At 62.2% G+C, this 13,724-nt stretch carries 11 protein-coding genes; 10 read left to right on the top strand and 1 reads right to left on the bottom strand.

The features are described 5' to 3' along the window. Positions 1–29 precede the first annotated feature (29 nt). The 7 genes from AC1Q5S_RS12685 (at position 30) to AC1Q5S_RS12655 (ending at position 10,703) form a co-directional block, all read left to right on the top strand. Positions 30–203 carry a rubredoxin gene (locus AC1Q5S_RS12685; protein WP_081679752.1) on the top strand — a complete coding sequence of 58 codons (174 nt, stop codon included), beginning with the start codon at positions 30–32 and terminating at the stop codon, positions 201–203. Between the two features lie 59 nt (positions 204–262). Next, on the top strand, positions 263–661 hold the full coding sequence (locus AC1Q5S_RS12680) for a response regulator (RefSeq protein WP_026437879.1): 399 nt from the start codon (positions 263–265) through the stop codon (positions 659–661). Beyond that, on the top strand, positions 661–1,026 hold the full coding sequence (locus AC1Q5S_RS12675; RefSeq protein WP_005796104.1) for a response regulator: 366 nt from the start codon (positions 661–663) through the stop codon (positions 1,024–1,026). Before AC1Q5S_RS12680 ends, AC1Q5S_RS12675 begins: the two co-directional genes overlap by 1 nt. Positions 1,027–1,040: 14 nt before the next feature. Then, a complete protein-coding gene (locus AC1Q5S_RS12670; protein ID WP_303834897.1) occupies positions 1,041–1,568 on the top strand; it encodes a chemotaxis protein CheW in 528 nt (175 codons plus the stop codon). A 96-nt stretch (positions 1,569–1,664) separates the two neighbouring features. Further along, positions 1,665–3,878: a methyl-accepting chemotaxis protein gene (locus AC1Q5S_RS12665; RefSeq protein ID WP_422204441.1), complete on the top strand. Its 2,214-nt coding sequence runs from the start codon at positions 1,665–1,667 to the stop codon at positions 3,876–3,878. A gap of 54 nt (positions 3,879–3,932) precedes the next feature. Beyond that, on the top strand, positions 3,933–9,944 hold the full coding sequence (locus AC1Q5S_RS12660) for a hybrid sensor histidine kinase/response regulator (RefSeq protein ID WP_492238948.1): 6,012 nt from the start codon (positions 3,933–3,935) through the stop codon (positions 9,942–9,944). Between the two features lie 252 nt (positions 9,945–10,196). After that, entirely contained in the window at positions 10,197–10,703 is a 507-nt protein-coding gene (locus AC1Q5S_RS12655; RefSeq protein ID WP_422204425.1) for an ATPase, T2SS/T4P/T4SS family, read from the top strand. Here the strand turns inward: AC1Q5S_RS12655 and AC1Q5S_RS12650 are convergent. After that, the gene (locus AC1Q5S_RS12650) at positions 10,690–12,168 is read right to left on the bottom strand and encodes a cryptochrome/photolyase family protein (protein ID WP_422204427.1); all 1,479 of its coding nucleotides are present in this window, start codon (positions 12,166–12,168) and stop codon (positions 10,690–10,692) included. The genes AC1Q5S_RS12655 and AC1Q5S_RS12650 overlap by 14 nt on opposite strands. 21 nt (positions 12,169–12,189) lie before the next feature. Here AC1Q5S_RS12650 and AC1Q5S_RS12645 point away from each other — a divergent pair, with 21 nt between their 5' ends. Genes AC1Q5S_RS12645 through pyrR form a run of 3 tightly spaced genes read left to right on the top strand, consistent with a single transcriptional unit; the run spans position 12,190 to position 13,723 of the window. Continuing rightward, positions 12,190–12,789 (top strand): YqgE/AlgH family protein, encoded by a 600-nt coding sequence (locus AC1Q5S_RS12645; protein ID WP_303834902.1) that lies wholly within the window; start codon positions 12,190–12,192, stop codon positions 12,787–12,789. Next, a complete protein-coding gene (ruvX, locus tag AC1Q5S_RS12640) occupies positions 12,786–13,205 on the top strand; it encodes a Holliday junction resolvase RuvX (protein ID WP_303834903.1) in 420 nt (139 codons plus the stop codon). Before AC1Q5S_RS12645 ends, ruvX begins: the two co-directional genes overlap by 4 nt. After that, positions 13,202–13,723: a bifunctional pyr operon transcriptional regulator/uracil phosphoribosyltransferase PyrR gene (gene pyrR, locus AC1Q5S_RS12635; protein ID WP_422204430.1), complete on the top strand. Its 522-nt coding sequence runs from the start codon at positions 13,202–13,204 to the stop codon at positions 13,721–13,723. The genes ruvX and pyrR overlap by 4 nt, the downstream gene beginning before the upstream one ends. The last annotated feature ends 1 nt before the right edge of the window (position 13,724 follow it).

Raw genomic sequence — 13,724 nt, 5'->3', positions numbered from 1 at the left:
TTGCATTCTATGTGAAGGCCCAGTAAGCTGTGACTGACTTTAAAACTTGGATGTGTCTGATCTGCGGTTGGATATATGACGAGGCGCAAGGTTCACCCGAGCACGGCATTGCGCCCAACACGCCGTGGGACCAGGTTCCCATGAATTGGACTTGTCCCGAGTGTGGTGCCCGCAAAGAAGATTTCGAGTTGGTTCAAATTTGAGACGCTTCAGCGCCATCTGCTGTGGCGTTGTTTGTTTTCTCCATCGGGAGCAGTGACAATTGACTACAGCAGGCGCAACTTTCAAAGTGCTCGTGGTGGATGACAGCAATACCATTCGCCGAAGTGCCGAGATTTTTCTCAAGCAGGGAGGGCACGAGGTTCTGCTGGCAGACGATGGGTTCGATGCCTTGGCCAAGGTGAATGACTACCAGCCGCAACTCATTTTCTGCGACATTCTGATGCCCAAGCTTGATGGATATCAGACATGCGCCATCATCAAGCGCAATGCGCGTTTTGCAGATACTCCTGTGGTCATGTTGTCCTCCAAGGATGGCGTGTTTGACAAAGCGCGCGGCCGCATGGTCGGTTGCCAGGAATATCTCACCAAACCCTTTACCAAAGACCAGTTGTTGCAGGCCGTGCAGCAATTTGGCAATTCCCAACAAGGAGCCATGTAATGCCTATTCAGAAAGTTCTGGTCGTTGACGACTCGAAGACCGAGTTAATGTTTCTGACCGACTTGCTGCAGAAAAAAGGCATGCAAGTGCGTACCGCTGAAAATGCCGAAGAGGCGTTTCGCCGATTGGCGGAAGAAAAGCCCGATTTGATTTTGATGGACGTGGTGATGCCGGGGCAAAATGGTTTCCAGCTGACCCGTGCCATTACGCGTGATCCCCTCTATGCGGATGTGCCCATCATCATGTGCACCAGCAAAAACCAGGAAACAGATCGTGTCTGGGGAATGCGCCAGGGCGCACGCGGCTACATCACGAAACCGGTAGATCCAGCCGAGCTGCAGGCCAAGATCGATGCGCTGAACTGAGGCGGTTCGCGTTCATGGCCAATCGCGAAGCACTGCGAGAACTCCAGACCCGTCTCGCCAGCCGTCTTCAGGCGGCAAAGGGTGAGGGAGTATCTGTTTCCTCCTGGCTGGCGGTCGAGGCTGCCGGGCAGGCTTATCTGTTGCCGCTGGGTCAATCGGGTGAAATTTTTCCCTGGATCGCGGTTCAGCGTGTTCCTTACACCCAGAAATGGTTTCTGGGCGTAGCCAATCTGCGGGGTGGTCTTGTGGGGGTGGTGGATCTGGCGGGGCTGCTGGGATCGACCGTCGCGCGCAATGAACAGGCCCTGTCGGAGGCCAGTCTGCTTGCTTTCAATGCAGCACTGGAAGTCAATGCGGCCCTCTTGGTGGATCGGCTTGCCGGGTTGCGGGGCACGGATGCCTTTGTCTCGTCGGAACCTCCGGCCCACGACGCTCCCGCCTTTTTTGGCACCATCTATGTGGATTCGAATGGGACCCGCTGGCAGGAGATCAATCTTCAGATGCTGTCCCAAAATCCTGCTTTCCTGAGTATCAGTGCTTGAGTTTTTCTGTAAGGCTGCACCATGTCCGTCGTGAATCAATTTGGAAAACTGTTCAATCGCAAGCCCGAGGAGTCGGACAAGGCGCTGGGTGCCGGCATGGTGGACGGCAGGCACAATGCCTTGGAGGCGGGAGTTGTCGAGACCAGCGCGGTGCGGGAGTCTTACCAGACCGATGCCATGAACAGTGTGCAGGGTGATCCAGGTGGCGAGTCGCTGGAGCCATCGGCGAACGAAACGGACGAAGACCTCATTTCCTTGCCGCTGCTGGGCCGTTCCACGGCGGTTGGCCACCAGCGGCGTTTGCTGGCATTGTTGGCCATTGGCGTTGTGGCGCTGGCACTGATTGCGGGCTGGGTGCTGCGGCAGGCAGATCGTTCTGCCCAGCAGCTGGCTGCTACCGGTCAGTCGCTGATGCAGTCCCAGCGGCTTGCCAAATCTGTTTCGCAGGCGCTGGTGGGGAGTCCGCAGGCCTTCCCGGACGTGGTGGAAAGCTCTGGTGTCCTGGCCCGCAATGTGCGCGCACTGGGCACTGGCGACAGTGCGCTGGGCGTGCAGTCCCTGGGCGAACAGCTCCGACCGGATCTGGATGCCGTGACCCCGCTCATGGAGCGCGCGGAACGCAACGCCAGCATGGTGATGGGGCAGCAGAAAATCCTGATGCAGGTGGGCGACGCACTGCGCACCATCAATCGCCAGTCGTCGGACCTGCTGGAAATCGCAGAAACCGTGTCGTCTCTCAAGCTGCAGCAAAACGCTCCGGCGGCCGAGATTTCCGCCGCCGGTCAATTGGTGATGTTGACCCAGCGTATTGGCAAGTCGGCCAACGAATTCCAGACCATGGAAGGCGTAAGCCCCGAGGCCGTGTTCCTGCTGGGCAAGGACTTGAATTCTTTCAAGGAAATTGCCCAAGGGCTGCTCAATGGAAGCCCGGAGTTGCGGCTGGCCGCAACCAAGGATGCGCAGACACGCGAACAGCTCGAAGCCCTGATCAAGCTCTACGAAGAGACCCGTACGCAAGCCAGTGCCATTCTGGGCAATCTGCAAGGTCTGGTTTCTGCCCGGGAGGCCCAGTCGTCGATCATTGCCGATAGCGAGCCGCTGCGTCGCCAGTTGGAAGGCTTGCAGGACAAGCTGTCTTCGCAGACGGGCCTGGGCGCCGGGCAGTTTGCTGCCCTGGCATTGGCGGGTTTGTTCGTGCTGCTTTGTGGTATCGGAATTTCCCGTGTTCAACTGCTGGACAGCCGGGGTCGCCAGGTGGCCGCTGAAGTACAGCAAAAGGATGCCAAACGCCAGGAGCAGGAGGCCAAGCGCGTCAACGACGCCAACCAGGCCGCCATTTTGCGTTTGATGAACGAACTGCAATCCGTTGCGGAAGGTGATCTGACGCAGGAAGCCACGGTGACCGAAGACATCACCGGCGCTATCGCTGACTCTGTGAACTACACGGTGGAAGAGTTGCGTCAGCTGGTGGGCAGCGTGCAGAACACGGCAACCCGGGTGGCGCAGACGACGGCCCAGGTGGACAGCACGTCCACGGAGCTGCTGGCTGCTTCCACCGAGCAATTGCGCGAAATTCGTGAAACCGGCCGGTCCGTTCTGGATATGGCGACCCGAATCAACGAAGTGTCCACCCAGGCGCAAGAGTCCGCTACGGTGGCGCGTCAGTCGCTGCAGGCGGCTGACTCGGGTTTGCAGGCTGTGCAGAACGCCATCGGTGGTATGAACTCGATTCGTGACCAGATCCAGGATACGTCCAAGCGGATCAAGCGTCTTGGTGAGTCGTCGCAGGAGATCGGTGAAATCACCGAGCTGATCTCTGACATTACGGAGCAGACGAACGTGCTGGCCCTGAACGCTGCCATCCAGGCCGCATCTGCGGGTGATGCCGGCCGAGGCTTCTCGGTGGTTGCCGAAGAAGTGCAACGACTGGCTGAACGCTCCGCCGATGCAACGCGGCAGATTTCGGCCCTGGTGAAAGCCATCCAGACCGATACCCAGGATGCGGTGGCCGCCATGGAGCGTTCCACGCAGGGTGTGGTGGAAGGGGCTCGCCTGTCTGACAGTGCAGGTACCGCACTGACTGAAATTGACCGTGTGTCGCGCCGCCTGGCGGAGCTGATCGAGCTGATTTCGTCGTCTACGTCCCGGGAAGCTGTTCTGGCCAATGAAGTGGCAGACAACATCCAGCACATTTTTGCGGTGACCGAGCAGACAGGCGAGGGCACACGCACCACAGCACAACAGGTGCGCGAGCTCTCGCACATGGCTGAAGAGTTGCGCCAGTCGGTGGCACGTTTCAAGATCGCCTGACGCAACCATCAAGCAGTCATCAACCAGCGGCTCACTGCAGCCGGGGACGAATTCATGCCATCTATTGATGTCAACAATGCACCGGCCGCGGATGAAATCCAGGGCGATCAGGATCTGGGGCCTCTGGCATGGGTGCTGGACGAATTGCGCAAATCACTGGATGGTGCTGTCAAGGCAATGCGCCGTTTTGTGCGGGACGCAGAGCTGGCGCGAGAGTCCGATCTGGCCTCGTTGGATGCCGGAGCCTTGCGTATTGCGCGCCAGCAGCTCCATCAGGCCAGCGGAGCGCTTGAAATGGTGGGCATGGGTTCGCCGGCCCTGGTTTTGCGAGCGATGGAGTCGGCCGTACAAAAGTTTGTGCAACGCCCTGAGCAATGCACGGATGATGCCGCTGCGGTGATCGAGCGTGCCAGCTTCGCACTCATCGAATATCTCGAAAACGTGCTGGGAGGCAAGGCTGTTTCTGCGGTCGCTCTTTTTCCTCAGTACCGAGACGCCCAGGCGCTGGCAGGGGTCGAGCGTGCGCACCCTGCAGATCTGTGGCCGGCGGAGCGTCGTTTCCGTGAGCCGGAAGATTCCGTGGCGGCCACGCCGTTGCCATACGGCCCCGAGGCACGGGCGCGCCTTGATTCTGCAGTATTGAAAATCGTCAAATCGGGCGATAAGTCGGCCGCGACGAGCATGCGCGAAATCTGCCTGGGTTTTGTTGCGGCCCAGTCCGACCGCCAGTCGCGGGCGTTCTGGAAGATCTGTGCCGGTTTCTTCGAAGCACTTGGCAGGGGACTGCTGGCGCCCGATGTCTACGTGAAGCGGGTGGCGTCGCGCGTGCTGATGCAATACGCCACCCTGGCCAAGGGCGACGATTCCATCGCCGATCGCTTGGTTCAGGATCTGCTTTTTTTCTGTTCACAGGTGAATCTCGCGGGCGGTGAGGCGGATAAAGCGCCGGCTCTCGAAGCAGTCAGAAAATCCTTTGGTTTGGAGCGATTCAAGCCGGTGGATTATGAAATCGCGCGTTTTGGCCGGTTTGATCCGGCCTTGCTGGCGCAGGCGCGCAAGCGCATCGCATCTGCCACCGAAACCTGGTCCGCGCTGGCGGGCGGAGACCGCAACAAGCTCAAGCCAGCAGCGGATCAGTTCAGTCTGGTTTGCGATTCGCTGCGCAAGCTGCATCCGGGAAGCGAAAGTCTCGCCGCGGGCCTGACGCGGGCCCTGGAGTCCACAACCCGCTCGGGGGAACCTCCGTCACCAGCGCTGGCGATGGAGGTGGCAACGTCAGTGCTTTACCTGCAGGCCGCGTTCGAGGAGCTGGATGCGGATGACGGGCTGATGGCGTCGCGTGCAGCGCGCCTGGCGCAGCGGCTGGACGCTGTGGTCGCGGGCGCGGAGCCAGAGCCGCTTGAACTCTGGATGGAAGAGCTGTACCGCCGGGTCAGCGACAACCAGACCATGGGCAGTGTGGTAGATGAATTGCGTTCCACACTGGGGGAAGCCGAGAAAGCGCTGGACCAGTTTTTCCGGAATTCCCAGGATACGGCGGTGTTGGCGGCAGTGCCGGGTCACCTGGCGCAGATGCGTGGCGTCTTGTCCGTTCTGGGACTGGAGCAGGCATCACTGGCGGTGGTGCGCATGCGTGACACTGTGGAGCACCTGCTCATCCATGGAATTCCTGAAGAGGATCAACAGTCAGCGTTTGAAAAGCTGGGCAACAGCCTGGGAGCGCTCGGATTTCTGATTGACATGCTGAGCTACCAGCGCACCATGGCGCGCAAGCTCTTTGTCTACGACGAAGAGCTCGGGGAGTTGCGTATCCTGGTCGGAAAAACCCGCGCCCGTGCCACCGATGACGTTGCAGATGCACCGGCCAGGATGGAGGAGCGTGCGGCTCCGACTCTGCCGGAGGTGGTACCACGTTTCCCTGCGCAGGAGCAGACTGCGGTAGCAGCGGCATTGGCCCGGATACCTGATGCCGTTCCCCATCCCGAGGCGGCGACGGAAGTGCTGTCAGCAGATATTTTCTTTGATCTCCCGTTGCCGGAGGTTCTTCCTTCTGCTGCATCCGCCCCTCCCTCCGTCGCCACCCCTGCACCAGCTACCACGCCTGAGCCTGGGTTGGACGATGAGTTGCTGGACGTGTTCCTGGAGGAAGCCCGTGAGGTGGTGGCTACAGGTCTGGCAGCCATTGAGGTGCTGACTGAAGAGCCAGCCAATCTGAGCGAGCAAACCACCTTGCGTCGTGCGTTTCATACCCTCAAGGGCAGCTCGCGCATGGTGGGGCTCCATGATTTCGGCGAGGCTGCCTGGTCCATGGAGCAATTGCTGAACGCCTGGCTGGCCGAGCAAAAACCCATGCAGCCCAATTTGCTGCAGTTGTCGTCGGATGGCTTGCAGGCCTTTGGCCGCTGGGCCGATGATATCTCCGCAGGATCTGCGTTGGTCTGGGGGGTTGAACCATTCCGCAGTTCCGCCGATGCCATGCGTCTTGACGGTACTTTGCTGCCGCTCATGGCGGGGGGGGCGGCCGTGGCGCCAGTCGATACAGACGCTGCCGCGACAGCCGTTCTGCCCGAACCGCAGGCCGGCGTGGACTCTGTGGAGGCAGAGCTTGCCGTCGCCACTGTGCCTGAGCCATGGATGGCGGATCGCGCCGAAGCGGAGAGGGAGGCTGAATTGGCTGTAGAAGTTCCAGTGATGGATGCTTCTGCGGCGACCGTGACGGAAGACCTCGATTTCTCCGTATTCTCCGAGGCCCTGAACGAAACGCGGGCCACGGCGGAGGTGGTGAGTGCGTCCATCCCTCTGGACTTGGCGTTGCCCGATGGGGTGCCAGCCTCAGTTGTGGCCATGGATGCCGCCTCCGGCGATCTGTCGGCCAACGTTGTCAGTCCGGACGATGGGGGCGCATCTTCGTTGTTCTCCGACGATGTGCCGGAGTTCCTGGCGGACGCTGCACAGGATGCTGGCCTCGCTGGTACGGGTGTGGAGGGTGTTTTTCCAGAGGCTGGGCTTGCGCCTGGCGTGGTGCCCGTCTCGGCGCCCGAGGAAGATACGCCGACAGATGATGCGGTCAAGGTGATCGAGACCTTGCGAATCGGCATCCCCCTGTACAACGTGTACCTCAATGAAGCTGACGAGTGGTCGCGGCGACTGGTCACCTGTATGCAAGAGTGGGCGCTCGAGCTGCATGAGCCTTTGCCGGACATGGCCGTGGCTCTGGCACATTCGCTCGCTGGCAGTTCGTCGACCGTGGGATTCTCGGCGCTGTCGGATCTGGCCAGGGTGGTCGAGCACGCGTTGCAGCATGTTCAGCTGCAGTCTGGTGGCACCGTCGAACAGGCCGAAGCGTTCATGGCCGCCGCGGACGATATTCGCCGTCTTCTGCACCAGTTTGCGGCAGGATTCCTCAAAGAGCCGAACGAAGCAGTATTGCAGCAGCTGCGCCAGATCCTCGAAACCGAGGTGGCCAATACCCTGCCACCTCTGGAAGAGGAGTTCGATGACATCGCTCCCCCGGAGGAGGGCGCACCAGTGGCCAGCGTTGGTCCTGACTTCGCTGCACCGGAGGTGCCGATTGCGAAGGCGGCGGAAGTGGTCGCTGCTGGGTATGTGGCTCCGGCGCTCTCCGTGGTGGGAAGTGACCATGACCAGCCCATCGACGATGCAATAACCCATGCCGTCTCCGAACGGCCGGATGTGGATGATGACATTGACGCCATTGACGTCATTGATCCCGATCTGTTCCCCATCTTTGAAGAAGAAGCCGCGGACTTGTTGCCCCAACTGGGTGGCGCATTGCGACAGTGGGCATCCCGTCCGGACAATCGCGGTGCGCGCAACGAGGTACTGCGGGCCTTGCACACCCTCAAGGGCAGTTCCCGCCTTGCCGGTGCCATGCGCCTGGGAGAGATGTCTCACCGACTCGAATCGGCCATCGAACAGCTGGACATGGAGTCTGTCACGACAGACCAGATTGAACCGTTGCTTGCGAGTTTTGATGGATTGCAGGCGAACCTCGAGTTCCTGCGCGTCGTCGGTGCACATGGGGCAGCTGGCGCCGAAGGCTCTTCCCCTGCGGTTCCGAGCGATCTGGGTACCACTGCGAATGGTTCAGGTGCCATCTTGGCAGCTATGCCACCTCCAAAGCCCTCGGTAAGGCTGCCAGGTCCCTCGCAACTGGCCCCTGTGCGCGTGGCCGCCAACCAGTCGGTGCGTGTGCGTGCGCAATTGCTGGACCGCCTGGTGAATCAGGCGGGCGAGGTCATGATCAGCCGCTCGCGTCTGGATGCGCGTCTGGGCCAGTTCCGCAGTTCACTGGCGGATCTTTCGGGCAACCTGGACCGCCTGCGTCAGCAGCTGCGTGACATCGAGGTGCAGTCCGAGTCGCAGATGCAGTCGCGACTGGCGCTCTCGAAGGATTCCGCCGCCGGGTTTGACCCGCTGGAGTTCGACCGTTTCACGCGGGTACAGGAACTCACGCGCATGATGGCCGAGTCGGTGAACGACGTCGCGACCGTGCAACGCAACCTGCAGCGCGCCATGGAAGGCGCCGAGGACGACCTGATCGCTCAGGGCCGCCAGGCGCGTGAGTTGCAACGCGATCTTTTGCGCACACGCATGGTGGAGTTCGAGGGCATCGCCGAGCGTTTGTATGCGGTGGTACGCCAGGCATCCAAGGAAACCGGCAAGCAGATCAAACTCGACATCACGGGGGGGTCTATTGAAATGGACCGTGGCGTGCTCGATCGCATGACACCCGCCTTCGAGCATTTGCTGCGCAATTGCGTGGCGCACGGCATTGAAGCGTCCGAGGTCCGTGTCGCTGCGGGCAAGCCCGCATCGGGCACCATCACCGTGGATTTGCGCCATGAAGGCAACGACGTATCGGTGGAATTCCGGGACGATGGTGCCGGTCTGGATCTGCAGGGCATCCGTGCAAAGGCTCTGGCCCAAGGGCTCGTGCAGGTCGACGCGGACATCAGTGATGTCGAGACCACCAACCTGATCTTCATGCCAGGCTTTTCCACGGCATCCGAGGTGACAGGCCTGGCAGGACGCGGCATCGGTATGGACGTCGTGCGTTCGGAAATCAATGCCCTGGGTGGCCGGATTGAAACCTCGACCGCATCGGGCAAGGGTGCTGCCTTCCGCATGGTGCTGCCTTTGACCACGGCAGTGACGCAGGTGGTGATGTTGCGTGCGGGAGATCTGGTCATCGGCGTGCCGGCCAACGTGGTTGAAATCGTGCGGCGTACCTCTGCTGCAGATCTTGAGGAAGCGTATCGCACAGGTTACTTTGACGATGGCTTCGAACCATTGCCATTTTTCTGGGTCGGGGCCTTGCTTCAGGCTTCAGCGCGCAGCAGTGAAGCCGCCGGCAAGACGCGGCCTGTGGTGATTTTCCGCAGTGCGTCGCAGCGCATCGCCATGCATGTGGATGAAGTGCTGGGCAACCAGGAAGTCGTGGTGAAGAACCTGGGCGCCCAACTGTCGCGCCTGCCAGGCCTGGCCGGCATGTCGGTGCTGGTCTCTGGCGCCGTGGTGCTGATCTACAACCCGGTGGCGCTGTCCACGGTGTATGGCGACCAGGTTCGTGCAGCCAGTGCCGGCTTGCCCGCCATACTGGAAACCGAAAGTCCTGACGCCAGCAAACCGGCCGCTTCGGTGCTCGCAGGCCCCACCCAGGTGCCTCTGGTGCTGGTGGTGGATGATTCCATCACCGTGCGCCGTGTCACGCAGCGGTTGCTGCAACGTGAGGGTTATCGGGTGGCGCTCGCTGCCGATGGCCTGCAGGCCCTGGAGCGCTTGCAGGAAGAGCGCCCGACGGTGGTGTTGTCCGACATTGAAATGCCGCGCATGGACGGATTTGACCTGGCACGCAACATCCGGGCAGACAGTGCATTGAAGGGGTTGCCGATCATCATGATCACATCCCGCATCGCAGAAAAGCACCGCGAGCATGCGATGGAACTGGGCGTCAACCACTATCTCGGCAAGCCGTACTCGGATGAAGAACTGCTCAGCCTCATCCAGCACTACGCCCGGCTGGAGGCGACTGCGGAGGCGTGATCTGGGTTGACTGGCCCGCACGGGCCGGTCAATCGGTGCAGCCGTGCTGGTAGCGCCGGTAAGATGCCAGCACGATCAGGAGACCTCATGGATTCGGCAACACCTGAGGCGAACAGCCGTCTGTTGTCCTGACTTGCGCTGATGGTGCGCGAAAGCGCTTCGGATCTGTTGCTCCTGGCAGGTGCGCCGCCCACACTCCAGCGGCAGGGTGGGGCAAGACCACCACGCTGGCCGCCATGCTCGACTACCGCAATGCGCACACTGCGTGCCATGCGGGAGGCTCGGAACGTGAGCATGATCGGCGAGATCCGCCACCGGGCCACCACGCAGCATGCCCTGCACTGCGCCGAGTCGGGGCATCTGTGCGTGTCCACCCTGCATGCCAGCAACGCCAGCCAGGCGGTGCAGCGCGTCCTGAATTTCTTTTCCGCGCCAGCCCAGCGCCAACTGCTCGTGGGGTTGTCCTTGAGCCTGCAGGCGGTGGCGGCACAGCGGCTGGTCAAGAGCGTGCAGGGCTCGGTGGTGCCTGCCATGGAGGTGATGCTGCTCACCCCCTATGTGTCGGAGTTGATCCAGAAAAGCCATGCCGACAACCGCACCGATGTCACGCTGCCTGCGCCTGGCCTCGGGCACGCCCCTGGAGATGGACGGAATGCGCATGAGCGAGCAGAAAATCGCGGATGCGCCCCAACGCACCCGAGGCCCATTGTGATGGCCCCGGCCACGGTGGGCCCACGGTTGGCAATCACCCCGCCTTGACGACTGCATAGCGCTGCAGTGTGCGCAGTCTGGCCGTGTCATGGTCGATCACGGGTTGCGGGTAGGTCTGGCCCAGCACCACGCCGGCCTCCGCCAGCTCCAGCGGGCGGGCCAGCCAGGGGGCATGCAGGGCCGCGTTCGGCAGCCGCGCCAGCTGCGGCAGGTAGCGGCGGATGAACTTGCCCTCCGGGTCGAACTTCTCGCTCTGGCTGACCGGGTTGAAGATGCGGAAGTAGGGCTGCGCATCGCAGCCACTGGAACTGGCCCATTGCCAGCCGCCATTGTTGGCGGCAAGGTCAAAGTCATTGAGTTGTGCGGCAAAGTAGGCCTCGCCCCGGCGCCAGTCCAGTCCCAAGTCCTTGACCAGAAAACTCGCCACCACCATGCGCAGTCGGTTGTGCATGTAGCCGGTCTGGTTGAGCTGGGCCATGGCCGCATCCACCAGCGGGTAGCCGGTGCGGCCCTCGCACCAGGCGGCAAACAGGGTGTCTGCCTCGGGGCCTGATTCCCACTCGATGGTGTCGTAGGCCGGCTTGAAGCTGTGGCCCACCACATGGGGATGGTGGTGCAGGATCTGAAAGTAGAAGTCGCGCCAGATCAGCTCGCTCAGCCAGGTGGTGGCGCCCGGGTTGCCCTCCTGCATCAAACGGTGCGCGGTGCGCGCCAGCAGCCGGGGCGAGATGGTGCCAAAACGCAGGTGCACGCTGAGATAGCTGGGGCCCTTGATGGACGGGAAGTTGCGCGTGTTGTCGTACCGCTCCATGCGCCCCAGAAAGTCGTCGAACAACTGCTGCGCGCCGCTGGCACCCGGAGGCAGTTGGCGCTGTGACAAGGTGGTGGTCTCGAACCCCAGTGACGCCAGCGTGGGGACAGGTTGGTCGTGTTCCAGCGGGCGAGCTGCCAGGCGGTGCGCATGGCGCTCCACAGGGTAGCTTTTCAGCTGGAAAGCGTCGATTTTCTTGAGCCAGGCATTTTTGTAGGGCGTGAACACGCTGTACGGCTTGCCGGTCTGTGTCAGCACCTCGCTGCGCTCCAGGAGACTGTAGTCCTTGAAGGTGTGAAAGGCCTTTCCAGCAGCGGCCAGCCGCGTGCGCACGAGGCTGTCGCGTTCCAGGGCCTGGGGCTCGTCATCGTGGTTGGCAAACACGGCCTGCACGCCCAGGCTTTCGGCCAGGGCCGGGATGGCATCGCTGGCCACTGCGTGCCGCACGATCAGGCCCCCCTGCGTGTGGCCAGAGAGGGTGCGCAGTGATTCATCGAGTTCGACCAGTGACGCGCGAATGAACTCCACCCGCCGGTCCGCCCGCGGGAGGGTATCCAGGATCTCGCGGTCAAAAACAAAGGCGCAATACACCTGCTGGCACTGCGTGAGTGCCCGGTACAGTGCCGCCTGGTCGTGCGCGCGCAGGTCGCGCCGGAACCAGACAAGACCGCTGGGGTAAGAAGGCTCGGAAGGGGGCGCCATGTTCACCGTTAAAATTGGGATATGTCTTTTGATTCTGCGCCCATCAACCTGACGCATCACTTCCTGATCGCGATGCCCGGTCTGGAGGATGAGTCTTTCTCGCGCAGCGTCGTTTACCTGTGCGAGCACAGCGAACGCGGTGCGCTGGGCCTCATCATCAACAAGCCCTCGGACATCACCCTCAAGGGCCTTTTTGACAAGGTGGATCTGTCGCTGCGGCGCGAAGATCTCACCCGGGAGCCGGTGTTCCAGGGAGGCCCGGTGCAGACCGAGCGCGGCTTTGTGCTGCACGAGCCCATGCTCATGGACAAGGCCGAAACCGACGAGTCGGCCTATGCCTCCACCATGACCATTCCTGGTGGCCTGGAGATGACCACCTCCAAGGATGTGCTCGAAGCCCTGTCCACGGGGGCAGGCCCCCGCCGCGTGCTCATCACGCTGGGCTATTCGTCGTGGGGTGAGGGGCAGCTCGAATCGGAGCTGGCCGAGAACGCCTGGCTCACCGTGGCGGCCGATCTGTCGGTGATCTTCGACACCCCCGTGCCCGAGCGCTACGACCGGGCCCTGTCGCTGCTGGGCCTGCAGGCCTGGATGCTGTCGCCCGAGGCGGGGCACGCATGACCGGCTTGCCCGTTCAGCCCGTTGTTCCTGCGCATTTTCAGACCTTTCTTGCTTTCGATTTCGGCCTCAAGCGCACGGGCGTGGCCACGGGCAACCGGATGCTGCGCAGCGCCACGCCGCAGGCCACCATCAAGGCCGAGGGCGATGCCCGCTTTGTGCAGGTGGGGCAGCGCATCAAGGAATGGCAACCCGATGCACTGGTGATCGGCGTGCCGTACCACCCTGATGGTGCGAGCCACGAAAACACCGAGCGCGCGCTCAAGTTCGGCCGCCAGTTGCGTGGCCGATTCGGTTTGCAGGTGTTCGAGGTGGACGAGCGCTACAGCACCACCGAGGCCATCGCGGGCGGTGCCAAGGACGCCGACGCTGCGTCGGCCTGCATCATCCTGGAACAGTTTTTGAGGAATCTTCCATGACCACTCCCTCCCAAGCCAGCGGGGGCAGCCTCGTGCTCGACGCCGAGGCGCTGTACCGCGAACTGCTGCGCGGCGTGCGCAGCATGCTCACCCCCACCACGCGTCTGGCGGGCATCGCATCGGGCGGTGCCTGGCTGGCCGAGCGTCTGCAGAAAGACCTGGGTCTGGAAGGCCCGCCCGGCGTGCTGTCCTCGGTCATGCACCGCGATGATTTTGCCCAGCGCGGCCTGTCGGTCGGCGCGCAGACCGCGCTGCCTTTCGACGTGAACGGCGCCGATGTGCTGGTGCTCGACGACGTGCTCTATACCGGCCGCACCATCCGTGCCGTGCTCAACGAACTGTTCGACTACGGCCGTCCGGCCAGTGCGCGCCTGGCCGTGCTGGTGGACCGGGGCGGGCGCGAGCTGCCCGTGCAGGCCGACTTTGCTGCCGCGCGCGTGGCGCTGCCGGCAACGCAATCGCTGGCCCTGGCGCGCACCGACAGCGGCACCTTCCAATTCCAAGTCAAAGAGGCCTGAC

The organism is Acidovorax sp. GW835-FHT14B10 (assembly GCF_058793725.1).
The sequence above is the reverse complement of the archived record's forward strand: the minus strand, read 5'-3'. Positions and strand labels throughout refer to the sequence as shown.